26 protein-coding genes and 1 tRNA gene are annotated in these 23295 nt (G+C 63.7%); 11 read left to right on the forward strand and 16 right to left on the reverse strand.

Annotation, left to right across the window (positions count from 1 at the left end):
- Positions 1-64 precede the first annotated feature (64 nt).
- Together E1B25_RS01350 and tpiA are read left to right on the forward strand one after the other, a co-directional pair.
- Positions 65-469 (forward strand): HesB/IscA family protein, encoded by a 405-nt coding sequence (locus E1B25_RS01350; RefSeq protein ID WP_132826877.1) that lies wholly within the window; start codon positions 65-67, stop codon positions 467-469.
- Between the two features lie 152 nt (positions 470-621).
- On the forward strand, positions 622-1371 hold the full coding sequence (tpiA, locus tag E1B25_RS01355; protein ID WP_132826878.1) for a triose-phosphate isomerase: 750 nt from the start codon (positions 622-624) through the stop codon (positions 1369-1371).
- Positions 1372-1486: 115 nt separating this feature from the next.
- On the opposite strand, the gene hppD is transcribed toward tpiA, so the two are convergent.
- The gene (gene hppD, locus E1B25_RS01360) at positions 1487-2602 is read right to left on the reverse strand and encodes a 4-hydroxyphenylpyruvate dioxygenase (protein WP_132826879.1); all 1116 of its coding nucleotides are present in this window, start codon (positions 2600-2602) and stop codon (positions 1487-1489) included.
- A gap of 147 nt (positions 2603-2749) precedes the next feature.
- On the opposite strand from hppD, the gene E1B25_RS01365 reads away from it, so the two are divergent.
- Positions 2750-3205: an Lrp/AsnC family transcriptional regulator gene (locus E1B25_RS01365; RefSeq protein WP_132826880.1), complete on the forward strand. Its 456-nt coding sequence runs from the start codon at positions 2750-2752 to the stop codon at positions 3203-3205.
- A 21-nt stretch (positions 3206-3226) separates the two neighbouring features.
- Positions 3227-5113 carry a monovalent cation:proton antiporter-2 (CPA2) family protein gene (locus tag E1B25_RS01370; RefSeq protein WP_132826881.1) on the forward strand — a complete coding sequence of 629 codons (1887 nt, stop codon included), beginning with the start codon at positions 3227-3229 and terminating at the stop codon, positions 5111-5113.
- A gap of 53 nt (positions 5114-5166) precedes the next feature.
- Here the strand turns inward: E1B25_RS01370 and cobT are convergent, their stop codons facing one another.
- The gene (gene cobT, locus E1B25_RS01375; protein ID WP_132826882.1) at positions 5167-6183 is read right to left on the reverse strand and encodes a nicotinate-nucleotide--dimethylbenzimidazole phosphoribosyltransferase; all 1017 of its coding nucleotides are present in this window, start codon (positions 6181-6183) and stop codon (positions 5167-5169) included.
- Between the two features lie 85 nt (positions 6184-6268).
- Here cobT and cobS point away from each other — a divergent pair, with 85 nt between their 5' ends.
- Entirely contained in the window at positions 6269-7036 is a 768-nt protein-coding gene (cobS, locus tag E1B25_RS01380; RefSeq protein ID WP_206338495.1) for an adenosylcobinamide-GDP ribazoletransferase, read from the forward strand.
- A gap of 10 nt (positions 7037-7046) precedes the next feature.
- On the opposite strand, the gene E1B25_RS01385 is transcribed toward cobS, so the two are convergent.
- The 6 genes from E1B25_RS01385 to E1B25_RS01410 form a co-directional block, all read right to left on the reverse strand.
- Complete coding sequence (locus tag E1B25_RS01385) at positions 7047-7850, reverse strand: potassium channel family protein (RefSeq protein ID WP_132826884.1); 804 nt, start codon at positions 7848-7850, stop codon at positions 7047-7049.
- Positions 7851-8001: 151 nt separating this feature from the next.
- The gene (locus E1B25_RS01390) at positions 8002-8511 is read right to left on the reverse strand and encodes a CarD family transcriptional regulator (protein WP_132826885.1); all 510 of its coding nucleotides are present in this window, start codon (positions 8509-8511) and stop codon (positions 8002-8004) included.
- Between the two features lie 279 nt (positions 8512-8790).
- The gene (fdxA, locus tag E1B25_RS01395; protein ID WP_132826886.1) at positions 8791-9129 is read right to left on the reverse strand and encodes a ferredoxin FdxA; all 339 of its coding nucleotides are present in this window, start codon (positions 9127-9129) and stop codon (positions 8791-8793) included.
- 64 nt (positions 9130-9193) lie between these two features.
- On the reverse strand, positions 9194-9580 hold the full coding sequence (locus tag E1B25_RS01400) for an RNA-binding S4 domain-containing protein (protein ID WP_132826887.1): 387 nt from the start codon (positions 9578-9580) through the stop codon (positions 9194-9196).
- 5 nt (positions 9581-9585) lie between these two features.
- Entirely contained in the window at positions 9586-12567 is a 2982-nt protein-coding gene (locus E1B25_RS01405; protein WP_132826888.1) for a helicase-related protein, read from the reverse strand.
- Between the two features lie 33 nt (positions 12568-12600).
- On the reverse strand, positions 12601-13182 hold the full coding sequence (locus E1B25_RS01410) for a tetratricopeptide repeat protein (RefSeq protein WP_132826889.1): 582 nt from the start codon (positions 13180-13182) through the stop codon (positions 12601-12603).
- 68 nt (positions 13183-13250) lie between these two features.
- Here E1B25_RS01410 and E1B25_RS01415 point away from each other — a divergent pair, with 68 nt between their 5' ends.
- The 3 genes from E1B25_RS01415 (at position 13251) to E1B25_RS01425 (ending at position 16487) form a co-directional block, all read left to right on the forward strand.
- The gene (locus E1B25_RS01415) at positions 13251-13541 is read left to right on the forward strand and encodes an SCP2 sterol-binding domain-containing protein (RefSeq protein WP_132826890.1); all 291 of its coding nucleotides are present in this window, start codon (positions 13251-13253) and stop codon (positions 13539-13541) included.
- Entirely contained in the window at positions 13541-14497 is a 957-nt protein-coding gene (locus tag E1B25_RS01420) for an alpha/beta fold hydrolase (RefSeq protein WP_132826891.1), read from the forward strand. Before E1B25_RS01415 ends, E1B25_RS01420 begins: the two co-directional genes overlap by 1 nt.
- Before the next feature lie 154 nt (positions 14498-14651).
- Positions 14652-16487: a M3 family oligoendopeptidase gene (locus E1B25_RS01425; RefSeq protein WP_132826892.1), complete on the forward strand. Its 1836-nt coding sequence runs from the start codon at positions 14652-14654 to the stop codon at positions 16485-16487.
- A gap of 52 nt (positions 16488-16539) precedes the next feature.
- Here E1B25_RS01425 and E1B25_RS01430 read toward each other — a convergent pair whose 3' ends face one another.
- Together E1B25_RS01430 and rpoH are read right to left on the reverse strand one after the other, a co-directional pair.
- The gene (locus E1B25_RS01430; RefSeq protein WP_132826893.1) at positions 16540-16809 is read right to left on the reverse strand and encodes a DksA/TraR family C4-type zinc finger protein; all 270 of its coding nucleotides are present in this window, start codon (positions 16807-16809) and stop codon (positions 16540-16542) included.
- Positions 16810-17091: 282 nt separating this feature from the next.
- Positions 17092-17988, reverse strand: a complete 897-nt coding sequence (rpoH, locus tag E1B25_RS01435) for an RNA polymerase sigma factor RpoH (RefSeq protein WP_132826894.1) — start codon at positions 17986-17988, stop codon at positions 17092-17094.
- A gap of 320 nt (positions 17989-18308) precedes the next feature.
- On the opposite strand from rpoH, the gene E1B25_RS01440 reads away from it, so the two are divergent.
- Positions 18309-19013, forward strand: a complete 705-nt coding sequence (locus tag E1B25_RS01440; protein ID WP_132826895.1) for a DUF4386 domain-containing protein — start codon at positions 18309-18311, stop codon at positions 19011-19013.
- Here the strand turns inward: E1B25_RS01440 and E1B25_RS01445 are convergent.
- Positions 18964-20010, reverse strand: coding sequence for an RluA family pseudouridine synthase (locus E1B25_RS01445; RefSeq protein WP_132826896.1), 1047 nt, complete (start codon positions 20008-20010; stop codon positions 18964-18966). The genes E1B25_RS01440 and E1B25_RS01445 overlap by 50 nt on opposite strands.
- Between E1B25_RS01445 and E1B25_RS01450 the strand changes: the two genes are divergently transcribed.
- On the forward strand, positions 20009-20317 hold the full coding sequence (locus E1B25_RS01450; RefSeq protein WP_132826897.1) for a DUF6476 family protein: 309 nt from the start codon (positions 20009-20011) through the stop codon (positions 20315-20317). The two genes, E1B25_RS01445 and E1B25_RS01450, sit on opposite strands and share 2 nt — an antisense overlap.
- A gap of 63 nt (positions 20318-20380) precedes the next feature.
- Here the strand turns inward: E1B25_RS01450 and E1B25_RS01455 are convergent.
- A tRNA-His gene (locus E1B25_RS01455) sits at positions 20381-20457 on the reverse strand.
- A gap of 162 nt (positions 20458-20619) precedes the next feature.
- Between E1B25_RS01455 and E1B25_RS01460 the strand changes: the two genes are divergently transcribed.
- The gene (locus E1B25_RS01460; RefSeq protein ID WP_132826898.1) at positions 20620-20808 is read left to right on the forward strand and encodes a DUF6324 family protein; all 189 of its coding nucleotides are present in this window, start codon (positions 20620-20622) and stop codon (positions 20806-20808) included.
- On the opposite strand, the gene E1B25_RS01465 is transcribed toward E1B25_RS01460, so the two are convergent.
- The 4 genes from E1B25_RS01465 to E1B25_RS01480 form a co-directional block, all read right to left on the reverse strand.
- Positions 20798-21253, reverse strand: coding sequence for an MmcB family DNA repair protein (locus E1B25_RS01465; protein ID WP_132826899.1), 456 nt, complete (start codon positions 21251-21253; stop codon positions 20798-20800). The genes E1B25_RS01460 and E1B25_RS01465 overlap by 11 nt on opposite strands.
- 544 nt (positions 21254-21797) lie before the next feature.
- Positions 21798-22130, reverse strand: a complete 333-nt coding sequence (locus tag E1B25_RS01470; protein ID WP_132826900.1) for a hypothetical protein — start codon at positions 22128-22130, stop codon at positions 21798-21800.
- Between the two features lie 128 nt (positions 22131-22258).
- Positions 22259-22747 carry a transcription antitermination factor NusB gene (gene nusB / locus E1B25_RS01475; RefSeq protein ID WP_132826901.1) on the reverse strand — a complete coding sequence of 163 codons (489 nt, stop codon included), beginning with the start codon at positions 22745-22747 and terminating at the stop codon, positions 22259-22261.
- Positions 22744-23295, reverse strand: a complete 552-nt coding sequence (locus E1B25_RS01480) for a 6,7-dimethyl-8-ribityllumazine synthase (RefSeq protein ID WP_132826902.1) — start codon at positions 23293-23295, stop codon at positions 22744-22746. Before E1B25_RS01480 ends, nusB begins: the two co-directional genes overlap by 4 nt.

Consider the following 23295-nt stretch of genomic DNA (forward strand, 5'->3'; position numbering starts at 1 on the left):
TTTTCGCCCTACCCCCTTGAGAGCGGCCACCGGGCCGACTAGGTTAAACATGAAGGAGACGCACATGTTTGGCATACCCGGCAAGCAAGCCGTCACGATGACCCCCAGCGCTGCGGCGCAAATCGCCAAACTGATGGACAAGGCCGGCCATGCCGGGTTGCGCATCGGCGTCAAAAAGGGCGGCTGCGCGGGCATGGAATACACCATGGCCTATGTGGACGCGACCGACCCCAACGACGAGGTGGTCGAGCAGGATGGCGCGCGGGTGATGATCGCCCCGATGGCGCAGATGTTCCTGTTCGGAACCGAGATCGATTATGAGGTGAACCTGCTGGAAGCCGGGTTCAAATTCAACAACCCCAACGTCTCTGAGGCCTGCGGCTGCGGCGAATCCATCAAGTTCAAGGATTCGCCCGATCCGACAGAATCTGAAGCAGACTCCGGGGCTGAATCCGGGGCCGACGCCTAGATCCACAACGAGGCTGCCCGACCTATTGGGGCGCCCCGATGCGCCCGCGCGATGCGGGGCATCCCGCCTGACGGGCGAACGCGCGCCTGTCCAATTGTCTCCGCCCTCCCCCGATGTTAGGACAGATCGGAACACAGTACAGGGGGTCGGGAATGCGGCAGAAAATGGCGGCTGGTAACTGGAAGATGAACGGCACGAGCGCCTCGCTCGACGCCTTGCAGGCCTTGGCCAAGGCCCACCCGGCCCCCGGTTGCGAAATCCTGATCTGCCCCCCGGCCCCCCTGATCCACCGCGCAGCCCAAAGCGCCGCCGGCACCGCCATCACCATCGGCGGACAGGATTGCCACAGCGCACCCTCTGGCGCCCATACCGGCGATACCAGCGCCGAGATGCTGCGGGACGCTGGCGCGCGCTATGTCATCCTTGGCCATTCAGAGCGGCGCAGCGATCACCACGAAACCAGCGCCGAGGTGCGCGCCAAGGCCCGTCTGGCGATGGAAACCGGGCTTGCCACGATTATCTGCGTCGGCGAGACCCTGACCCAGCGCGAAGCCGCCAATACGCTCGACATCATCGGCGGGCAGCTGTCGGAATCGGTTCCCGATCTGGCCACCGGCGAAAATCTCGTCATCGCCTATGAACCGATCTGGGCCATCGGCACCGGCAAGATCCCGACCATGGCCCAGATCGGCGAAGTGCATGATTTCCTGCGTACCCGGCTTGAGGCGCGCTTTGGTCCCGGCGTCGGCCGCTCGGTCCGGCTGCTCTATGGCGGCTCGGTCAAGGGCAACAATGCCGCCGAGATCTTTGCCGTGCCCAATGTGGACGGGGCGCTGGTGGGCGGTGCCAGTCTGACGGCAGAGGATTTCTCGCCCATCATCACGGCGCTTGACGCCGCCTGATCGCCACAACTCAGAACAACACGCTACCAAGACACCAAAACGCGCCGCAGGGATCCACCCCGCGGCGCGTTTCATGTTCAGGTGTGCTCCCGTGATACGTGCTTACTCGGCGCCCTTACTCGGCGGCGGTCGCGTCGGCCGCGCTCAACTCGCCGGTTGCGATCTGTTCGCGCTCGATTGATTCGAACAGCGCTTTGAAATTGCCCTCGCCAAAGCCGTCATCCCCCTTGCGCTGGATGAACTCGAAAAAGATCGGCCCGATCACCGTCTTGGAGAAAATCTGTAGCAGGATCCGGGTCTCGCCGCCGTCCACAACGCCCTCGCCGTCGATCAGGATACCATGCGTCTTCATCCGCTCGACCGGCTCGTCATGGCCTTTGACGCGGTCATGGCTTAACTCATAGTAGGTTTCCGGCGGGGCTGGCATGAACTTGATCCCGCGCGCCGCGATGGCATCGGTGGAGTCATAGATATTCTCGGTGCCTACGGCGATGTGCTGAATCCCCTCGCCCTTGTACTTGTTCAGATAGGCCACGATCTGCCCCTTCTCGCCGCGATCCTCGTTGATCGGGATACGAATGCGGCCACAGGGCGAGGTCAGCGCGCGGCTCAACAGGCCGCTATATTTGCCTGCGATGTCGAAAAAGCGGATCTCGCGAAAGTTGAACAGCTTGCCATAGAACTGGAACCACTTGTCCATATTGCCCTTGTAAACATTGTGGGTCAGGTGATCGAGGTAATAGAACCCCACGCCCGCCGGCTTGGACTGTTTCAGCCACTCGAACTCGCCGTTATAGGGCGAGGTTTCATAGTACTGGTCGATGAAATAGATCAGGCTGCCGCCGATGCCCTTGATCGCGGGCACGTCCATCGTCTTGTCGTCGCCCTCATACGGCTCTGCCCCCATCTTGACCGCGTGATCAAAGGCGACCTGCGCATCCACCACGCGCCAGCCCATCGCCGGGGCGCAGGGGCCATGCTCGGCCACGAAGCGGGCAGCGAAACTGTCGGTTTCGGCGTTCAGAATGTACGTAATATCGCCCTGCTGCCACAGCTCGACCCCCGGCTTTGTCTTGTGCCGGGCGACCATCTCGTACCCCATCTCGGTGAAAAGATCGCGCAACTCTTGCGGATCGGGGTGGGCGAATTCGACGAATTCGAACCCGTCGGTTCCGGCCGGGTTCTCGGCGCTGATCACCGTTTTCGGGGCATTATGCGGGAACGGTCCCATAGCGCGTCTCCTTCTGGGGGCTGTCATGTTCTCTGGCGCTTAAAATACAGCATGATGAGCAGGTAATTTGCGCATTATTCTACGCATTCCATTGAAGATGCGCGGGTTTTATGCATTACTTCAACGGTATCCAAGGAAACACCGCATATGATGGATGAAGCCGATACGCGCCTTCTGGACGCGCTGCAAAAGGACGCCCACCTGACCGCACAGGAGTTGGGCGATCTGTTGAACCTGTCGCCCAGTCAGGCCGGCCGCCGCCGCCAGCGGCTGGAGGCCGAAGGCTATATCACCGGCTATTGCGCCCGGCTTGACCCGCTGAAGCTCGGGTTGCAGGTGCAAGGGTTCATTCAGGTGCATCTGCATTCCCATGGCCCCGAACAGGCGCAAAGTTTCTCGCGGCTGGTACGCACCCGGTCCGAGATCATCAGCGCCTGGACCATGACCGGAGAAGCCGACTATCTGCTGCGGATCTATTGCGCCGACCTGCCGTCCCTCAACACCTTGCTTCACGAGATCATCCTGCCGCATCCTGCTGTCGCACGCGTGCAAAGCCAGATCGTCATGGATCAGCTCAAACGCGACGCGCCGTTGCCCACCTGACGCCCGAAAAGGACCAACTGAATGGAGAACTTCCTGTTCCAGGCCACAATCTATCTGGCCGCGGCGGTGATCGCCGTGCCCCTTGCCGCGCGCTTGGGGCTGGGATCCGTGCTGGGCTATCTGGCCGCCGGCATCATCATCGGGCCAGTGCTGGGGCTGGTGGGCTCGGAAACCCAGGATTTGCAGCATTTCGCCGAGTTTGGCGTGGTCATGATGCTGTTCCTGATCGGGTTGGAGCTGGAACCGCGCGCGTTATGGGACATGCGCCACCGGCTGATCGGGTTGGGCGGGCTGCAACTGCTGTTCTCCACACTGGCCTTGATGGCCGCGGCCATTCTGGCGGGTGAAACCTGGGAGGTGGGCCTCGCTGTCGGTCTGGCGCTGTCGCTGTCCTCGACCGCCATCGTGCTGCAAACCCTGTCGGAAAAGGGGCTGATGCAGACGGGGGGCGGGCGCTCGATGTTTTCGGTACTGCTGACGCAGGATATCGCGGTGATCCCGATTTTGGCCCTGTTGCCGCTGCTGGCGATCGCCCCGTTGGGGGTCGTTCTGAATGGCGACGGCTCGATCCAGCGCGTCGCTGAAGAGGTCGCCCACGGGGCAACTCAGGGGGGGCTGTCTCTGGTCGAGGGGCTGCCGGGTTGGGCGGTCACGCTGATCACCCTTGGCGCGGTGGCCTCAATCATCCTGTCCGGTGTCTATCTCACCCGGCCGGTGTTCCGCTATATTCACGCCGCCCATCTGCGCGAGATGTATACTGCGCTGGCACTGGTCATCGTGGTCGGCATCTCGTTCCTGATGACGCTGGTCGGCCTGTCGCCCGCGCTGGGGGCGTTTCTGGCCGGTGTGGTTCTGGCCAACAGCGAGTTCCGCCATGAATTGGAAAGCGACCTTGAACCGTTCAAGGGGCTGCTGTTGGGGCTGTTCTTCATCACCGTTGGGGCAGGCATCAATTACCGCGCCTTCCTTGCCGATCCGCTCGACCTGATCGGTCTGGCGCTCTTGGTGATCGTGGCCAAGGGCACGGTGCTGTATTTCGTGGGGCGTGCGTTCAATCTGAGGGGGCGCGATCACTGGTTGTTCACGCTTGGGCTGGCGCAGGCGGGCGAATTCGGCTTTGTGCTGCTGGCCTTTTCGACCCAGCAGAACGTGATCCCGCAACAACTGTCGGAAAAACTGCTGCTGGTGGTGGCGTTGACCATGTTGATCACGCCGCTGCTGTTCATCGCCTATGACCTGCTGTCCAAACGCATGAAGGAGGTGGCGCCGAAATATCAGGCGGACAAGATCGACGAACAGGGCCCCGTCATCATCGCCGGGATCGGTAGGTTCGGCCAGATCGTCAACCGGTTGGTGCGCGCCAGCGGGGTCAAGACCATCGTGCTGGATCACGACATGGAGACGATCCAGCTGATGCGACGGTTCGGGGTCAAGGGGTTCCTTGGCGATCCGACCCGGCCAGAACTGCTCAAGGCGGCGGGACTGGCCAAGGCGCGGGTGCTGGTGGTGGCGCTGGATGATCCGGAAAACGTGGTCAAGCTGGTCGCTTTTGCCCGCCGCGAACGGCCCGATCTGCATATCGTCGCCCGCGCCCATGACCGGCATCATGTGTTCGAGCTGTATCGCGCCGGGGCCAACGACATCGTGCGCGAGATGTTCGACAGCTCGCTGCGGGCCGGGCGCTATGTGCTGGAGAATATCGGGCTCAGCGAATACGAGGCGGCGCAGGCCGAACAGATGTTCTATACCCACGACCGCTATACCGTGCAGGAACTGGCCAAGGTCTGGAACCCCGGCGTCCCGGCAAGCGAAAATCCCGCCTATATCCAGCGCGCCACCGAGTTGGAAAAGGAGCTGGAAGCCGCCCTGCTTGAGCTTGCGCAGGAGAATGCGAAGAAATCCGCCTGAGCCGCCCGGCACCGTCTTGGACAGTGCCGGGAAAGACTGGGCGTCTCGCCGCCTTAGCCGGCGCTAATGCCAGCCTCGGCAAAGGTCGCCATGCCGGAATGGCAGGCCAGCGCACCGCGCAGCACCGGGATCGCCAGCGCCGCGCCTGAGCCCTCGCCCAGACGCATCCCCAGCGACAACAGCGGGTCCAGCCCCAGCCGCGCCAGCAGCGCAGGATGGGCGAACTCGGCGCTTTGATGACCGGCCAGCGCATGATCCAGCGCGCGGGCGTTCACCGAGGCCAGACAGGCGGCGGCGGCGCAACAGATGAAGCCGTCCAGCAGCACCGGGATACGCCGCATCCGGGCTGCGGCGATCGCCCCCGACATCGCCGCGATCTCGCGCCCGCCAAGACAGGCCAACGCGTCCAGCCCATCATGGATCTGCGATTTATGCAGCGCCACCGCCTGCTCGACGATCCGCGCCTTATGCGCCACGCCCGCCGCGTCCAGCCCGGTTCCGGGGCCGGTCCAATCCTCGGCCGTGCCACCATAAAGCGCGCGGCAAAGCGCGGCAGCCGAGGTGGTGTTGCCGATCCCCATTTCGCCCACCACCAACAGGTCGGCGTCGCGGTCGACGGCGGCCCAGCCCGCGCGCAGGGCGGTGACAAGCTCGGCCTTGGTCATGGCGGGTCCTTGGGTGAAATCGGCAGTGGGCCGGTCCAGCTCCAGCGCGACCACATCCATCTGCGCGCCTGCAGCCTGCGCCAATTGGTTGATCGCAGCACCGCCAGCCTTGAAATTGGCCACCATCTGCACGGTCACATCGGCGGGAAAGGCCGAAATCCCCTGCGCCGTCACCCCGTGGTTGCCGGCAAAGACGATCACCTGCGGCGCAACGATCTGCGGGCGCGCCTCCCCACGCCACCCGGCATACCAGATCGCCAACTCCTCCAGTCGCCCCAATGCGCCGGGAGGTTTGGTCAAGGCGCTGTTATGCGCCTCGGCCCCCGCGCGGGCGGCGGTATCGGGTTCAGGCGCGCCGGCCAGAACCGCGCGAAACTGGTCAAGATCATTGAATTCTGGAAGCATGGGCCACTCTCGTTGCATCGGGTGAGACCCCGGTGTTTAACCCTGTGATCGCCCGTCTCAACCCCGGAAAGGAGCGCCCGTGCGAATAAGCGACATTCTGGCCGGAACTTGGCGTGATATCGCGCTGGCGCTGGTCCTGCTGACCCGGCTGCCACTGCCGCGTCTCCCGGAGGCGGCCTTTGCCCGGCAAGCGCAGGCGGGTTGGGCCTTTCCGCTGGTCGGGATCGCGGTGGCCGCCCCCGCCTGCGCACTAGGGGCGTTTGCGATCCATCTCGGGCTGCCGCCTGCGGTGGCTGCGGGGCTGGTGCTGGCGGCTCAGGTGATGCTGACCGGCGCCATGCATGAGGACGGGCTGGCCGACAGCGCGGATGGGCTTTGGGGCGGGATGACGCGGGCGCGGCGGCTGGAGATCATGAAGGACAGCCGCATCGGCAGCTATGGCGTGCTGGCGCTGATCCTGTGCACCGGGCTACGTTGGGCTGCCCTCGCGGCGCTGATCGAGACCCAAGCCTGGGGCGCGGTACTGGCCACCGCCCTGCTGTCGCGCGCCGGAATGCCAGCCCTGATGGCCGCCCTGCCCCATGCCCGCGCCGGGGGGCTGTCCCATGCGGTGGGCCGCCCCGGACGCGGCACCGCCCTGAGTGCGGCGGCACTGGCCCTTGTCTTGGCGCTGCTTCTTAGCGGCAGCGCAGCCGTCGCGGCAGCGTTTTGGGCCGGGCTGGCGGTGCTGGGCATGGGCGCGCTGGCGCGGGCCAAACTGGGCGGGCAGACCGGCGATATTCTGGGGGCGTCGCAGCAACTGGCCGAGATCGCCGCGCTGCTGGCCTTCCTGTCGCTGGGCGGCGCATCCTAATCCGCCCCCGCTAATCCGCCCCCGGTGTCGGGATCTTCAGGATATGGCCGCAATGCTTGCAATGCACCGCGTCCAGATCATGGCGCAACAGCCCGCATTCCGGGCAGCGGAACCGCACTTTTTGCGGCTGGAACAGGGCGCGCGCCAGCTGCACGAACAGCGCAACGCCGAACACCATCACGAAGATCGAGAACAGTTTGCCCAGCGGGGTCGGCAGCGTGATGTCGCCAAAGCCGGTGGTGGTCAGCGCCGCAACCGTGAAATAGATCGCATCGATATAGGCCGCCGCCCCCGGCTGATGATCGAAGAACAACACATATGCCGCCGACGAGGTGGCGAACAGGAACACCGTCAGGTTCACCGCAGCGACCACCGCATCCTCGCGCGCCCGAAAGAACGGGCTATCCCGACGCAGATCACGCAACAGGTGATAAGAATGGATCAACCGCAGCCCCCGCAGGATGCGCAGAAAGGCGAGGTTATGGGACAGGAAGGGATCAAGGATCAGCACCGCGATCACCACGATATCGGCCAACGTATGGACTTGAAGAAACAGGCGTTTGCGATTGCGCTCGATCCAGACCCGGGCCGAGAAATCCAGCAGGATCATGATCCCCATCACCGCATTGATCATATGCACAGTCAGTGAGACGGAAATCGGCGCGGTGACGATGAAATAAAGAATGCTCACCGCGTCAAATACGATCAGCCCATAGCGGAACCGGACCGAGCGCGGCTCTGCCCCCTTGTAAAGACGTTTGACGCGGGTTTTCAGGCCGTTGCTCGTCTCTTCTGTGTCAGGATCCTGAGTCATAGATCGAACTAACCGCAAAGCGGGGCCGGACCGCAAGTAAAACTGGGTGAGAAAACAGGGCGAACCACCTGCGCCACAAAGAGAAAACCGCGCCCGGATTGCGGGCGCGGCCAAAACTGACGCGGTCAGGGTCGCTTAGATTCGGCGCGGATCAGGCCGCGCGCGACATCAGGACGTCGTCCACCTGTTTGGCGGCCAAGATTTCGTCGCCACCAGAGACGGCGGCCACTTCACGGGTCAAACGTTCCAGCGCGGCCTCGTAAAGCTGACGCTCGGAATAGCTTTGTTCGCGCTGGTCATCGGTGCGGTGCAGGTCGCGAACCACCTCGGCGATTGCGATCAGGTCGCCAGAGTTGATCTTTTGCTCATACTCTTGGGCACGGCGCGACCACATGGCGCGTTTGACCTTGGCCTTGCCTTTCAGCGTCCGCATGGCCTGATCGATCACATCGGGCGAGCTGAGCGAGCGCATGCCCACTTCGGTCGCCTTGTTGGTCGGAACCCGCAGAGTCATCTTGTCCTTTTCGAAAGAAATCACGAACAGCTCCAGCTTGATGCCGGCCACTTCCTGCTCTTCGATCGAAACGATCTGCCCGACACCATGGGACGGGTAGACAACGTATTCGTTCGGGCGGAATTCGAGTTTCTTTGATTTGGTCATTCAGGTCTTCCTTGTTATCGTCCGGACAGGCAGGCGACAAAAATACAGCCACGGGCCACATGTCGTGTCCCGTCACGCTGCATTTTGGATTAAATCAAACCGCCCCAGTGCGAGCTTTCATCGGGGATCCGGGTGTTCCTATAAACTGTGCTGACCATATATAGCACAAAATACCCCGTCCCGGAAGGGGACGTCCACCAGCAATCCTGAAATGCGCCTCATCTCAAGGGTTTGCCATCATATTTTAAATCGCCCAACGCAGCGTCAGGCTCGAATCACTCAGCCACCCTCGCCGGGGGCCTCGGAGAAATACTTGTCCCGCTTGCCGGTCTCACCGTCTCGGTCTTCCGCGTCGGGCAGCGGATCCTTCTTGGTGATGATCACCGGCCACATCTCGGAAAACTTGCGGTTGAACTCGACCCAGGCCTCCATGCCCGGCTCGGTATCCGGACGGATGGCATCGGCTGGGCATTCAGGTTCGCACACGCCGCAGTCGATGCATTCATCGGGATGGATAACCAGCATGTTCTCGCCCTCGTAGAAACAATCCACGGGGCAAACCTCGACACAGTCGGTGTATTTGCAGGCGATGCAGTTGTCGATCACAACATAGGTCATGGGCAGGTTTCCGTCTGAACATTCGCAGTTCTAGCTAGAGCAGCGCGCGCAAATCTTCAAGGCGTCAATCGGTCCCGCCCCCGCGGGAAAGATCAAGCGCCCGCCGCGCCCGCTTGCTGGGGCGCCCTTTTCCCTCGAAACGAGGATTAGGCGGGGCGTCATCCCGGGTTTCGCTCAATTGCATATATAGTGTTTGCGCCTCGCGCGCCGGACCGCGCCGCAGGCCCGGTGCCTCGACACGCAGCACATGCACCACGCGCGGCAGGGTCAGGGTCAACACATCCCCCGGCCCCACCGGCAGCGCGGGCTTTTGCACCCGCGCCCCGTTCACCCGCACATGACCGGCACCAACCAGCGCCGCAGCGACGCTGCGGGTCTTGCAGAACCGGGCATAGACAAGCCATTTGTCCAGCCTCAGCTTGGCCCCGGCCCCGATTTCAGGCGCAGTCATGCGCCTTACTTGTCGGTTTTCAGCCCCATCAGCGCGGCGGCGAAGGGGTTGTCCGGGTCGATTGGTTTTTCCGCCCTCGGCGGACGCGCCGAGAACGACTTGGCGCCCTGCGGCTTGCGATCCCCTTGCGGCTTGTCGCCTTGGGGTTTCTTGCCGCGCGGTCTGCCGCCACCGGCGCCGCCAGCCTTGCCTTGCGGTTTCCCCTGAGGCTTGCCCCGGCCCTGTGGTCGGCCACGGTTGCTACTGCGCGGGGCCCAGGTGAAGGTATAGAAAACCTCCAACTCAGGCGCGACCGCCGTCTCGGCGCTGGCGTCAGTGGGGACATCGGCGTCGGCTGCGCTGTCCACAGCGGCCTCGACCGTCGCCTCGGTTGGAGGTGGGGTTTCCGCTGGCGATTCGATTACCGCTTCGGGGGCCGCCTCGACCGTCTCCTCTGCCGGAGCCGCGTCCGCAGGCACGGCTTCGGTGACGGCGTCCGCCGCCGGTTCCGCTGCCCCGGTGTCTTCAGATGCCGCCTCTGTCACAGCAGATGCCTCAGCCACCGGCGTTTCGCCCAAAGGCGCATCAACCGGTTTTGCAGCCAAGGCGGCCGCGTCCACGGGTTTGACCTTTGGCCGCTCGCCCTTTTCAGCGCGATAGCCCAGCCCCTGCATAAGGTCGGCGAACTGCTCTAGCGTCATGCCGCTGATCGACAGCATGTCCGGCGTCGCTTCGAACCCGCCACGGCTGTCTTGCGCCCGCAGCATGTCGGCCAGCCGTTCCAGCATGTCGATGCGGATGGAACGTTCCCCGGCGGCGCGATAGCCGCACATGATGTCATACCCCTCGGGGGCATCCTTGAGCGTCGGCACCGTGACCAGCCCCGGCGGCGGCGCATCGGGGAAATCATCCAGCCCCCGCGACAGCGCCCAAAGCAGCAGGCGCAACCGTGTCGGGGCCGGTTTCAGCAGCAACGGCATGAAAATGGTGAACTGGCCAAAGCGGATACCATGTTTGCGCAGGGCACCGCGGGCCTCCTGATCCAGCGCCTTGACGTCCTGCGCCACGCTCGCGCGCGACAACAGGCCCATCGACTCGACCATGCGGAAGGCAAAGCCCTTGGCAAGCCCGCTCAACATCTCGTCACGCTGCAAGGTCAGCAGCGGCTCGAACAGCGCGGCGATCTTGCGATCGATGAAATGCTGCAAGCGACGCTGCACTTTCTGCGCCACATCCGGCCCGGCCGCCTCGTCGACAAAGACCTCGACCTGCGGCTTCAACGGCTCGGGGCCGGCAACCAGCTTGCCCACCGCGTGCTCGCCCCACATCAGCCCGCCCTGATCGGTATAGTCGATCTCGGTATCGGGGGCGTTGTAGAACCGGTCAGCCCGCAAATGGAACTGCGGCGCCAAGGCCTGCAGCGCCGCCGTTTTCACGGTCTTCGCCTCGGCGCCAGCAGCAGCCTCCTTGTCCGGAGAAAACCGAAACCCATCCAGCCGTCCGACGAATTCGCCCTCGACCGTCACTTCACCCTTGTCGTTCACCTCGGCCAAAAGGGCCTCCTTCTGTTTGAGCCGGCGCAGCAGCACACTGGTGCGCCGATCCACAAATCGTTGCGTCAGACGTTCATGTAGCGCGTCAGACACCCTGTCTTCTACAGCGCGCGTTTCCCCGCGCCAATGGCTTTCGTCACCAACCCATCCCCGACGCTGTGCCACATAGGTCCAAGTCCGGATAAAGGCCAATCGTTTACTTAATGTGTCGATATCCCCGTCAATGCGATCAATCCGCTGGATCTGGCGGGCGATATAGTCGTCGGGAATCACCCCGCCCTGATGCAGATGGCCAAAGATCACCTCCAGCAGCCCCGCATGTTCCGCATGGCTGATGCCACGAAAGTCGGGAATGCGGCACACATCCCAAAGCAACCGGACACCGGGCCCGTCGCTGGCGCGCGCCGATATCTCGGGCAGTTGCGCCAGGGTTTTCAGCACGGCAAGGTCATCGGCCTCGCGGGCGCGCACCAGAACCTCATGCTTCGGGGGTTCTTCCAGCGTCTGGATCAGCCGCGCGACCGAGCCGAATTGCAGCGCCGAGTTGCGCCAGTTGACCTTTTTCTGCGGTGCAAAGCGGTGCTCCATGATCGCCTCGGCGACCTCCGCGTCCAGTGGCCGCGCATCCCCCGTCACGCCAAAGGTGCCATCCGACATTCCGCGCCCGGCGCGTCCGGCAATCTGCGCCAGCTCATTCGGCTGTAGCGGTCGCATCCTCCGACCGTCAAACTTGGAAAGTGCTGAAAAAGCAACGTGATCGACGTCGAGGTTCAACCCCATGCCGATGGCATCGGTGGCGACCAGATAATCCACCTCGCCATTCTGATACAGGGCCACCTGCGCATTGCGCGTGCGCGGGCTGAGCGCCCCCATAACGACCGCCGCACCGCCCTTTTGTCGGCGAAGCAGCTCGGCGATGGCATATACATTCTCAACCGAAAACCCCACGATTGCGCTTCTCGGGGGCATTCTACTTATCTTTTTCGAACCTGAGTAGGTCAATTGGCTCATCCGGTCCCGGCGCATGAATTGCACCTCGGGCACCAGCGCCGCGATCGGGCCACGCATGGTGTCGGCGCCCAGAAACAAGGTCTCATGCTGGCCACGCGCCCGCAGCAGCCGGTCGGTAAAGACATGGCCGCGCTCAGGATCGGCGCAAAGCTGGATCTCGTCCACCGCGACGAAATCCGCCCCCATCCCGTCGGGCATCGCCTCGACCGTGCAGACCCAATAGCGGGCCCGCGGCGGCACGATCCGCTCTTCGCCGGTGACCAGCGCCACCACCGAGGGACCGCGCGCCGCGACGATGCGGTCGTAAACCTCGCGCGCCAGCAACCGCAGCGGCAGACCGATCACGCCGGTGCGGTGCCCCAGCATGCGTTCAATCGCATAATGCGTCTTGCCGGTATTGGTCGGCCCCAGCACAGCCACGATCCGGGATGTCCCGTTGCCCATCAATCCTGCCTCATGCTGGCCCGCACAGCGGGGTTACAGCGCCTTGCCTTCGATCTCGGGCTTCAGCCGTTCCAGCGCCTTGATTACGTCCTTGTGATAGGGATGCAAGGCCTGCGCACGCTGATAGGCGCGATAAGCGTTTTGCGTGTCCCCGAATCCCTCAAGAAGAGTGCCCAGACCAAAGATCGCACCATAATTGTTGGGATTGAGCGCCAGCGCATGTTCCAGATCGGCCACCGCAGGCCCATAAAGCCCGGCCTCGAAATAGGCCGAGGCCCGCAGGTGCCAACCTTCGGCGAAATCCGGCGCATGATCGGTCAGCGCGGTCAGATGTTCGATCGCGACGTCGGTATCGCCACTCTCCAAGGCCTCGCGCCCGCGTTTCAGCAGCAGATCCATCGCGGCAGACCCGCTCTTGCTCCAAAGCGCCTGCAACTGCCGCTCCAACCGCAGCGCCTCGTCCGGGCCAGCCTCGGCCAGCGCCGAAAGCAGCGCGCTCTCGTCGTCCTGACCGGCCCCGTTGCCAGCGCTCTGCGCCGCCAATGGCTGGCAAATCGCGGCAAACAGGACAGTTGCCGTCACGATACCTTTGAGATTGTGGTGTTTAACACTCATAATACTGGGCAATGTAACGTGGCAGGCGCCAAATACCAGAGGGGCCGCACAACACGAAAGAGGATCCCATGAACGACTTTCTGCAAAAGGCTGCGGCCGAACTGAACGAAAAACTCTCGGGCGGCGCCTTCGACGGCACGGCCAAGCTGCAGGTCGCCGATCTCGGCGCGATCGTGCTCGACGCCGCTGGCGCGCGGGTCTCGGACGAGGACGCCGACGTGACCCTGACCGCCGATGCGGAAACCTTCCAAGGCATCGTGTCGGGCGAAACCAACCCCACCAGCGCCTTCATGAGCGGCAAGCTCGCCATTGACGGCGATATGGGGCTGGCGATGAAACTGGCCTCGGTTCTGGCCTGATGGATCTGGCCCCGGCCCCGCTTTTCGACGACGTGGCCGGTGCCCCACCCGGCGGCGCGGCCTGGTGGCTGCGCTGCTGCGACGGGGTGCGTATCCGCATCGGGTGCTGGCGCCCCGACGGTCCGGCGCAGGGCACTGTCCTGCTGTTTCCCGGCCGCACCGAATACGTCGAGAAGTACGGCCCCGCCGCCGCCGATCTGGCCGCGCGCGGCTTTGCCACGGTGGTGATCGACTGGCGCGGTCAGGGGCTGGCCGACCGGCTCGTAGAGGATCCACGCCCGGGCCATGTGGAGCGGTTTCAAGACTATCAACGGGATGTTGAGGCGATGATCGCCGCCGCGACCCAGCTTGACATGCCACAGCCATTTCACCTGCTGGCGCACTCCATGGGCGGCTGTATCGGGCTGCGCGCGCTGATCGACGGGGCACCTGTGCAGGCCTGCGCCTTTACTGGCCCGATGTGGGGCATCCGGATGCCAGCGCTGCTGCGCCCGATGGCCTTTGGCGCGGCCTATATCGGCCCGTTGCTGGGCCTTGGCGCGCGGCTGATGCCCTCGACCAAACCGCAGAACTATGTCGAAACCCAAGGGTTCGAGGGCAACGCCTTGACCGGTGATCCGCAGATGTACGCGTTGATGCAGGCGCAACTGGCGGCGCATCCGGACTTGGGTCTGGGCGGCCCCAGCCTGAAATGGATGCGCGCCGCTCTGAAAGAGACCGCGGACCTTTCCCGCCAACCGGCCCCGGCGCAGCCCTGCGTCACCTTTCTGGGAAGCTGCGAAAGCATTGTCAGCGCAGACGCCATCCGCAACCGCATGTCCAGTTGGCCCGGCGGCCAGCTTGAGATGGTCGAAGGCGCCCAGCACGAGGTGATGATGGAGGGGCCGGCCATCCGCGCCCATGTCTTTGACCGCATCGCCGCCCTGTTTTCAGACGCCACCTCGGCCGACATCTAAGCGCGCCGGCCGCAGAGCCCGCCGCACCGCGCCCCCTTCCTTTCACCCGAAATATCCCCGCCGGAGGCCCGCGCCGCAGGCGCGTTTCGGCGCAATGGCTTGAACCCGGCCCGCCGCGCGCTTAATCAAACTACAGACAACACAGAGGTATCCCATGCAGCCCTTCGCCGTCCCGCTGTTCGAAAAGACCCCGACCTTCGAAAAACCCGAGACCGGCGCCGCTCCGCTGGGCAACCTGCCGGAGTGGGATCTGAGCGATCTCTACACCAGCGAGAATGCCCCCGAGATGAAGCGCGATCTGGACTGGCTGGAACAGGCCTGCGCCAGTTTCGCCACCGATTACGAGGGCAAACTGGCCGAGCTTGATGCCAAGGGCCTGCTCGACTGCGTGCTGCGCGACGAAAAGATTTCTCAGGTCGCGGGGCGCATCATGTCCTACGCCGGATTGCGCTATTACCAGCAGACCACCGATGCGGAGCGAGCCAAGTTCCTGTCCGACTGTCAGGAAAAGATCACCAATTTCACCACGCCGCTGGTGTTCTTCTCGCTGGAACTGAACCGGCTCGAGGATGACCACCTCACCGCCCTGATGGCCGAGAACGCCGATCTGGCGCGCTACGAGCCGGTGTTCCGCCGCATCCGCGCGATGAAACCCTATCAGCTCTCCGACGAGCTGGAGAAATTCCTGCATGATCTCGGCGTGGTCGGCGACGCCTGGGAACGGCTGTTCGACGAAACCATCGCCGGGCTGGAATTCGAGGTGCAGGGCGAAACGCTGGGCATCGAAGGCACCCTGAACCTGCTGACAGAGCAAGACCGCGACACCCGCGAGGCCGCCGCGCAGGAGTTGGCCCGCGTCTTTGGCGACACGATCAAGACCTTTGCCCGGGTGCATAACACCCAGGCCAAGGAAAAAGAGATCGTCGATCGCTGGCGCGGCATGCCGAGCGCACAGATGGCCCGCCACCTGAGCAACGATGTGGAGCCAGAGGTGGTCGAGGCCCTGCGCAGCGCCGTCGTCGCCGCCTACCCGCGCCTCAGCCACCGCTATTACGAGCTCAAGCGCAAATGGCTTGGTCTGGACCGGATGCAGGTCTGGGATCGCAACGCGCCGCTGCCGATGGAGCAAACCCGCAAAGTCGGCTGGGACGAAGCCGAACAGATGGTGATGAGCGCCTATAGCGCCTTTGATCCGCGCATGGGCGAGATCGTCGCGCCGTTCTTCTCCAAGGGCTGGATCGACGCCGGGGTCAAACCGGGCAAGGCGCCGGGCGCCTTTGCCCACCCCACCGTGACCGACGCGCACCCCTATGTGCTGCTGAACTATCTGGGCAAGCCGCGCGACGTGATGACGCTCGCGCATGAACTGGGCCACGGCGTGCACCAGGTGCTGGCCGCCGGTCAGGGCGAACTGCTGTCCTCCACCCCCCTGACGCTGGCCGAAACCGCCAGTGTCTTCGGCGAGATGCTGACCTTTCGCAAGATGCTCGACACCGCCAAGGACCAGGGCGAGCGCAAGGTGCTGCTGGCCGGCAAGGTCGAGGATATGATCAACACCGTGGTACGCCAGATCGCGTTCTATGATTTCGAATGCAAACTGCATGCGGCGCGGCGCGGTGGCGAGCTCACCCCCGACGACATCAACGCCCTGTGGATGTCTGTGCAGGCCGAAAGCCTCGGGCCGTCATTCGACTTCATGGATGGCTACGAAACCTTCTGGGCCTATGTCCCCCATTTCGTCCACTCGCCCTTCTACGTCTATGCCTATGCCTTCGGCGACGGCTTGGTGAACGCGCTCTACTCGGTCTATGCCGAAGGGGCGGAAGGGTTCGAGGACAAGTATTTCGACATGCTCAAGGCGGGCGGATCCAAACACCACAAGGAACTGCTAGCCCCCTTCGGCCTCGACGCCTCCGATCCCAAGTTCTGGGACAAGGGGTTGAGCATGATCGAAGGCTTTATCGACGAATTGGAAGCGATGGAGGACTAACGCCCCCTCGCTGACATTGAACAGGCAGGCGGCGTGCAAAGCGCGCCGCCGCTTACTTCAGCTGGCTGTCCTTGGACCCGCGCCGGTTGATGCCGCCGCGGGCCTGACGGACGCCGTCGCGCTCCTGCTGACACTCGATACACAGCTTCACGCCGGGGATTGCCGCGCGGCGCGCTTCGGGGATCGGTTCCTCGCATTCGGCGCAATGGGTCAGGCTCTCGCCCACCGGTCCGCGCCGCGCCTTGAGCCGCGACAGCTCGTCATTGATCGAAGCTTCGATCTGTTCGCTCACCGCGCCATCGCGCGTCCAACCACCGGCCATGTCAGCCCCTCCTGATCGCCTGAATCTAGGCGGCTCTTGCGCATTTGCCTAGAGCGGTGACGCCGACAGCCCTGAATTTTCCTTTCACCGAAAATATCCCGGGGGAGACGCGGTCCTAGCCGCGGCGGGGGCAGCGCCCCTTCCTCCCCCAAACACCCCCACCAGCCCCGCGGCGACGGCACTCAAACGCACTCAAAATCGCGCAAACAAAAACCCCGCCCTTTCACAAGAGCGGGGTCCAAAAGCAGCGGGGTCAATACCGACCCCCGGCCGGGTGCGGCGTCACGCCGTGGCCAGCATGCCCTTTTCCTTGGCCAGTTCGCGCATCTTCTTCTGCAGCTTTTCAAACGCGCGCACTTCGATCTGACGGATGCGTTCGCGACTGACATTGTACTGCCCGCTCAGCTCTTCCAGCGTGACCGTTTTCTCGGCCAGCCGCCGCTGCGTCAGGATATCCTTCTCACGATCATTGAGCACGCCCAAGGCCTGCGCCAACAGCTCGCGCCGCGCTTCCAACTCGTCGCGCGCCTCATAGTCGCCCGCCTGGTCGGCATCCTCGTCCTCCAACCAGTCCTGCCACTGCATGGTGCCCTCGCCCTCGGACCCCACCGTGGCATTCAGCGAGGCATCGCCACCGGACATCCGGCGGTTCATGCTGATCACCTCTTTCTCGGTCACCCCGAGATCATGCGCGATTCGCTGGACATTCTCCGGGCGCAGGTCGCCCTCTTCCAGCGCCCCGATCTTGGCCTTGGCCTTGCGCAGGTTGAAGAACAGCTTTTTCTGCCCGCTGGTGGTCCCCAGCTTCACCAGCGACCACGAGCGCAGGATGTATTCCTGAATCGAGGCGCGGATCCACCACATCGCATAGGTGGCCAGCCGGAATCCCTTTTCCGGGTCGAACCGCTTGACCGCCTGCATCAGGCCCACGTTCGCTTCCGAGATCACCTCGGCCTGCGGCAGACCATAGCCGCGATAGCCCATGGCGATCTTGGCGGCCAACCGCAGGTGGCTGGTCACCATCCTGTGGGCCGATGCGGTGTCCTGCTCCTCGACCCAGCGCTTGGCGAGCATGTATTCTTCTTCAGGCTCCAACAGCGGAAACTTGCGGATCTCCTGCATATAACGGTTCAGACCGCCTTCCGGGGTCGGGGCCGGCAGATTTGCATAGTTTGCCATTGTTGTCTGTCGTCCTCGATGTTTATTCACTTAACATTTACCTAGGCAGGCCACGCGGCCCTTTCAAGGGGACCATCCATCCGGACTTGCCACACTATACCTTACACGCCAACGCGGCACAGTTCCGTCGCAGGGATCGCATTTTTAGCACAGACTTGACGTCTCAGCTTGGGCAAATCGGCCCCGTGCCGCATGTAATCTTCATGCAATTTCGCATGAAACGCCTGCAAATTTTCCGAATTTGATGCTCTGCTCCGTGGGATTTTGATGCTCTGCTCCGTGGGATACAGTAGCCACGCTCGAACCCAAGGTCCGCCGAAATGCCCCAGCTTCACAATGTTTTGACCGCCCCGACACCGGCCCTCTTGCCGGAATCGACCAGAGTGCTCTTCACCGCCGCCGGGTTGCTTTATCTCGTCATCATCAGCTGCGGCGTCTGGAGCGAAGGCATCGCGCGCGGCGCGCTGATTACCCCCGGCCTCCCCGAGCTCAGCCAAAAGGCCATCACGGCGGCGCCGGTTCTGTGGCGGCTCAGCATCGTCGCAGACCTGACCATGCTGCTGGCCGATGTGGGGATCGCAGCGGTTTTCCTGCGCCTGTTCGCCGCTAGCGCGCCGGTGCTGGCGCCGCTGGCCTTTGCCCTGCGGCTGGTACAAGCGGCGTTGATCGGCGCGGCGCTGCTGCCCCTGACGTTGGCCGACGCCCTCGCCCCCGCACAATTGGACCGCGCCCTCACCCTGCACGCTCTGGGCTATGATCTCGGCCTTGTCTTCTTCGGGGTGAACTGCGCCGTGATGGCCGCGATGCTGCGCGGGGCCGGACTGGCCGGCCGGCTGATCCCGCTGGCGCTCGCCGCTTCCGGCGCGATCTATCTTGCCGGCAGCCTCACGGCGCTGGTCGCACCGGGGCTGAACGCCGCGATGCAGCCTGCCTATGCGCTGCCACTGCTCGCCGAATCCGGCTTCTGCATCTGGCTCATGGCGCGGGGTCTGCGACGCCCCCGCGCAACGCCGTCAACAGGTTGATCATATCCTGCGCCAGCGGGGCCTCGAATCGCAGCGCCTCGCCCGTCACCGGATGCTCAAACCCCAGAACCGCCGCATGCAGCGCCTGACGGGGGAAGCTGCGCACCATCTCCAGCGTCGCCTCGGGCAGGGCCTTTGCCGGCAGCTTGCGTCGCCCGCCATAGACCGGATCCCCGATCAGACCATGGCCGGCATGGGTCATATGCACCCGGATCTGGTGCGTGCGCCCGGTTTCCAGCCAGCAGGCCACCAGCGCCGCCACCGGCGGTGTGCCGAATCGCTCTTCCACCCGCACCCGCGTCACCGCATGGCGCCCGCCCTGAAACAGCACCGCCTGTCGCTGCCGGTCGGTCTTGTGGCGGGCCAGTTGGGTGGTGATCTTCATGATGTTGCCGGGCTCGAAACTCACGCCCTTGATACCCCTCAGACGCGGATCGCTGGCCTCTGGCACGCCATAGCAGATCGCCTGATACAGTCGCTCCACCGTGTGCGCCTCGAACTGCGCCGCCAAGCCCTGATGCGCCGCGTCGGTCTTGGCCACCACCAAGAGTCCGCTGGTCTCCTTGTCGATCCGATGCACGATGCCGGGCCGTTTGACCCCGCCCACGCCGGACAGATCCTCGCCGCAATGGTGCAGCAGCGCATTGACCAGCGTCCCCGAGGGCGTTCCCGGTGCCGGATGCACCACCATGCCCGCCGGCTTGTTCACCACGATCAACTCGTCATCTTCAAACACCACGTTCAGCGCGATGTCCTCGGGGCCGATATGGCTCTCTTCCGCCTCCTCGACCACGATCTCGATCTGCGCGCCCTCGCCGACCCGGGCCTTGGCGTCGGACACGACGGTGCCATCCACCTGCACCGCCCCCGCCACGATCAGCCGGGCCAACCGGGTGCGCGACAGCACCGCTTCGTCTGGCACATCCCGCGCAAGCGCCTTATCAAGGCGGGGCGGCGGATCGGCCGCTATCTCGAAACCGACAATACGGCTGGCCATGACTGATCCCCTGCCCCAATCCGACGACGCCGTGCCCGAACCGGGCCCCCTGCGTCTGTTGCGCCTTCTCGTCACCACGCTCACCGTGGTGATGATCGTCGGCGTTGTAGTGGTCGTCGGCCTGCTTGTCACGCGGCTGTCGGGCCGCACGCCGCCCCTGCCCGACCAGATCACCCTGCCAGACGGCGCCAAGGCGCAGGCGGTGACCATGGGCCCCGGCTGGTACGCCATTGTCACCGACGATCAGCGCATCCTGATCTTCGACGCAACCTCCGGCAACCTGCGCCAAAGCGTCGAAATCGACTAAAGCGGCCCACAAGGAGCGGCCCAGAAAAGCGCCGCTCTCACATCATCAATTTTCGGAGTTTAATGGTACCGCCTCCCCGGCTTGAACGGGGGACCTCTGGATCCACAATCCAGCGCTCTAACCAACTGAGCTAAGGCGGCACTGGGTGGCGATTTAGCCAACCGCTCCGGTGAATGCAAGCGCTTTACCAATCATTTTGCGATGTTTGTTCAACCGGCCCGCCACCGCCCTCGCGCGCGCGACCCTGCTTGATTCCCAAACCGCCGCGCGCTAGCAGGGGTGCCTAGTCATCGGAGGCCACCATGAGCATCAATACCGAACGCGACATCGAAGCCAACATGCAGATCGGGCCCACGGACAAGGGCATGGTGCGCATTTTCATCGAATCCCAAGGGGTCGAGGTTCCGATGGATTTCGAACCCGAAGAAGCCGAAGAAATCGCGGAAGAGATTCGGGCCGCCGCTCAGGCTGCGCGCGCCATCACAGACTGACGCCCACCACCCCGGCCACTCCCGGATCTCGAAACGCCTGCAATCGCCGCGCCGCATGGGTGGCGAATTTCTGGATCATGGCCTTGCGCCGCGCCGGGGCCAGCCTGTCCTCCGGGCCCATACGGACAATCTCGGCGTCATAGGCATCGGCAAGGATCAGCCCGCTGCCCTCGGGCAACAGTTCGGTCGGGAACGCCATGTCCACCGCCCAGAAATAACGGTCGCACCACTCCAGATAGCCCTGCCATTTGCTGTCGGACTGAAAATCGGCGCGGCTGGACTTGCACTCGATCCCCCAAAGCTCGCCCTTCGGGCCCAGCCCCATCACGTCCACCCGCAGCCCGCGGCTGGGAACGAATTCCTCCACCGACACAAAGCCGCACCGCGCGAGATGACGCGCCACGCCGCGGGCCAGAAGCTGACCGGGTTGCAAACTTACCTGCATCTGAGGAATGTGAACAATCCATGAACAAAAATCAAGCCTGCGAAAGCCCACCCGCCCGCGGATCCCGGCGCCGCGCCCCTGCTTCTTCTTGTTAAAAATACTCAAACCGCGGCTTGCCGCCGACGCTCCGCTTTGCGGTGATCGCCCCTTGCCCCAGCCTCACAGACCTCCTATCTGTAAGGGGTGACGGGTACTGCCCTTCTCGTGAACGGTTGCATTCCGGTGGCCTTAAGCAATTCCGAGGGAGCTGGCTCTGTTCTGGTCCTGGCCTGATTACCTGGCGCCCACCTGTACATACAGGTCCTCGGGAATCATAACCACACGGTTGCTTGGTGGTCCCGTCACATATCCCCCTGCACGACCAAGCTTGACCGACTGTGTCCTGCGCGACGCCCCCCCGCACGACCAAGATCGAAAAGCCGCGCCCCTCAGCCCTTTGAGCCCCTCATACAGCACAACAAAGCAACCGACCCGGAAGGGATCCGGACGGTTGCACGCAGTGTCACACCGGTGGTTCAGGCTGTTGTCGGTTCAGGCGGCCGGCTCAGTTGCGGCGCGGCAAGTGACGGGCGCGCGGAGCGCTTTTGGCTTCAACCGGAACCGGGTGAAGTTCCTTGATCCGAACCGGCGTATTGCCACGCGGGCCGCTCTCGTCGCGCTCGGCCATGGACATTACCGCCCAAGCGAACTGCACCCCGGCAAACACGACGCCATGGGCCAACCACAGCACCAGCACCGCCAGTATGCCGACGTCAGAGGTGCTGACCAGATGCCACATGTTCATCACGTTGAACCACAGCAGCATCGCCACAAAGGCCGCCGCAATGGCGAACCCGATAATGACATTGCGGATGTAAAGCTTGATCAGTTTGGGCATGTCTCAATCTCCAATACCGCAATGGTAGCACGCTTGCGGCCGCCGTCCATGCCGATTGGCTGCGCATCTCGTCGCAGGGCGGCTTCCCGCCGAAAGGAGAGAGCGGGAACGACCCCGCCCGGCGCGGTTCAGAACGCCTCGGGCCGGCCCTCGTGCGCCATGTGATCCAAAACGGCGTTGACGAATTTCGGCTCGCGCCCGTCGGGGAAAAACGCCCGCGCGATATCCACGAATTCACTGATCACCACCTTGGGCGGCGTGCTGGACTGGGTCAGTTCGGCCCCGGCGGCGCGGAATAGCCCGCGCAAGGTCGGATCGATTCGCGCGATCGGCCATTTCGCCACCAGCGCCCGATCGGTCATCTGGTCGATCTTGGCCTGATAATTGACAGCATCGCCGATCAGCTTGCGAAACAGCGCGACATCGCCCTCGATCAACTCACTGCCGTCCTCCTCCACCGCCGCGCCAAAGCGGTGATCAAGAAACTCGGTCACCACCTGCTCGGTGGTCTGGCCGGAATGCTCCATCTGGAACAGCGCCTGCACAGCATAAAGCCGCGCGGCTGATTTCATCTTGCGTTTCTGATTGCCCGAAAGGGGCGCGCCCGTGGTGCTCATGCGGTGGTGGATCCGTCGTTGTCCCCGGCTAGGAGGAAGGTATCGGACGGGCGCTTGAAGCCCACGTCCTCTTTCTGGCCGCCCCACTTACGGCTGAGCGCGATCAGATGCAAGGCCGCAGCGGCCGCGCCGCCGCCCTTATTCTGATCCGCCGGGTCGGCGCGGACCTCGGCCTGTTTGCGGGTCTCGACCGTCAGGATGCCGTTGCCGATGCACAGCCCCTGCAATCCCATCAGTTGCAGCGCCCGGCTCGAATCATTGCACACGGTGTCATAATGGGTCGTCTCGCCCCGGATCACGCAGCCCAACGCCACGAAACCGTCGAAATTGGAATAGCGGTCGGCCATGGCGATGGCGGTGGGCACCTCCAGCGCGCCGGGCACCTCGGCAACATCCCAGCTGCCACCGGCCGCTTCGATCTCGGCCTTGGCACCGGCGATCAGGTTGTCGGCGATATCCTTGTAATACGGCGCCACCACGATCAGCAGCTTGACCGGCTTGTCAAAGACAGGCCGCGTCAGGGTATAGTGGGTTTCATGTCCGGCCAT

Source organism: Antarcticimicrobium sediminis, assembly GCF_004348975.1.
GTDB classification, from domain to species: Bacteria; Pseudomonadota; Alphaproteobacteria; order Rhodobacterales; family Rhodobacteraceae; genus Antarcticimicrobium; species Antarcticimicrobium sediminis.

Bases quoted from the DNA above. Each gene is read 5' to 3' on its own strand.
- E1B25_RS01410 (WP_132826889.1), bottom strand. From the start codon at position 13,182: ATGAGTGTTAAACACCACAATCTCAAAGGTATCGTGACGGCAACTGTC.
- E1B25_RS01400 (WP_132826887.1), bottom strand. From the start codon at position 9,580: ATGACTGCGCCTGAAATCGGGGCCGGGGCCAAGCTGAGGCTGGACAAA.
- E1B25_RS01450 (WP_132826897.1), top strand. From the start codon at position 20,009: ATGACTGATCCCCTGCCCCAATCCGACGACGCCGTGCCCGAACCGGGC.
- fdxA (WP_132826886.1), bottom strand. From the start codon at position 9,129: ATGACCTATGTTGTGATCGACAACTGCATCGCCTGCAAATACACCGAC.
- E1B25_RS01365 (WP_132826880.1), top strand. From the start codon at position 2,750: ATGATGGATGAAGCCGATACGCGCCTTCTGGACGCGCTGCAAAAGGAC.
- E1B25_RS01440 (WP_132826895.1), top strand. From the start codon at position 18,309: ATGCCCCAGCTTCACAATGTTTTGACCGCCCCGACACCGGCCCTCTTG.
- cobT (WP_132826882.1), bottom strand. From the start codon at position 6,183: ATGCTTCCAGAATTCAATGATCTTGACCAGTTTCGCGCGGTTCTGGCC.
- nusB (WP_132826901.1), bottom strand. From the start codon at position 22,747: ATGAGCACCACGGGCGCGCCCCTTTCGGGCAATCAGAAACGCAAGATG.
- E1B25_RS01385 (WP_132826884.1), bottom strand. From the start codon at position 7,850: ATGACTCAGGATCCTGACACAGAAGAGACGAGCAACGGCCTGAAAACC.
- E1B25_RS01460 (WP_132826898.1), top strand. From the start codon at position 20,620: ATGAGCATCAATACCGAACGCGACATCGAAGCCAACATGCAGATCGGG.
- E1B25_RS01415 (WP_132826890.1), top strand. From the start codon at position 13,251: ATGAACGACTTTCTGCAAAAGGCTGCGGCCGAACTGAACGAAAAACTC.
- hppD (WP_132826879.1), bottom strand. From the start codon at position 2,602: ATGGGACCGTTCCCGCATAATGCCCCGAAAACGGTGATCAGCGCCGAG.
- rpoH (WP_132826894.1), bottom strand. From the start codon at position 17,988: ATGGCAAACTATGCAAATCTGCCGGCCCCGACCCCGGAAGGCGGTCTG.
- E1B25_RS01445 (WP_132826896.1), bottom strand. From the start codon at position 20,010: ATGGCCAGCCGTATTGTCGGTTTCGAGATAGCGGCCGATCCGCCGCCC.
- E1B25_RS01425 (WP_132826892.1), top strand. From the start codon at position 14,652: ATGCAGCCCTTCGCCGTCCCGCTGTTCGAAAAGACCCCGACCTTCGAA.
- E1B25_RS01430 (WP_132826893.1), bottom strand. From the start codon at position 16,809: ATGGCCGGTGGTTGGACGCGCGATGGCGCGGTGAGCGAACAGATCGAA.
- tpiA (WP_132826878.1), top strand. From the start codon at position 622: ATGCGGCAGAAAATGGCGGCTGGTAACTGGAAGATGAACGGCACGAGC.
- E1B25_RS01405 (WP_132826888.1), bottom strand. From the start codon at position 12,567: ATGGGCAACGGGACATCCCGGATCGTGGCTGTGCTGGGGCCGACCAAT.
- E1B25_RS01390 (WP_132826885.1), bottom strand. From the start codon at position 8,511: ATGACCAAATCAAAGAAACTCGAATTCCGCCCGAACGAATACGTTGTC.
- E1B25_RS01470 (WP_132826900.1), bottom strand. From the start codon at position 22,130: ATGCCCAAACTGATCAAGCTTTACATCCGCAATGTCATTATCGGGTTC.
- E1B25_RS01465 (WP_132826899.1), bottom strand. From the start codon at position 21,253: ATGCAGGTAAGTTTGCAACCCGGTCAGCTTCTGGCCCGCGGCGTGGCG.
- E1B25_RS01480 (WP_132826902.1), bottom strand. From the start codon at position 23,295: ATGGCCGGACATGAAACCCACTATACCCTGACGCGGCCTGTCTTTGAC.
- E1B25_RS01420 (WP_132826891.1), top strand. From the start codon at position 13,541: ATGGATCTGGCCCCGGCCCCGCTTTTCGACGACGTGGCCGGTGCCCCA.
- E1B25_RS01370 (WP_132826881.1), top strand. From the start codon at position 3,227: ATGGAGAACTTCCTGTTCCAGGCCACAATCTATCTGGCCGCGGCGGTG.
- E1B25_RS01350 (WP_132826877.1), top strand. From the start codon at position 65: ATGTTTGGCATACCCGGCAAGCAAGCCGTCACGATGACCCCCAGCGCT.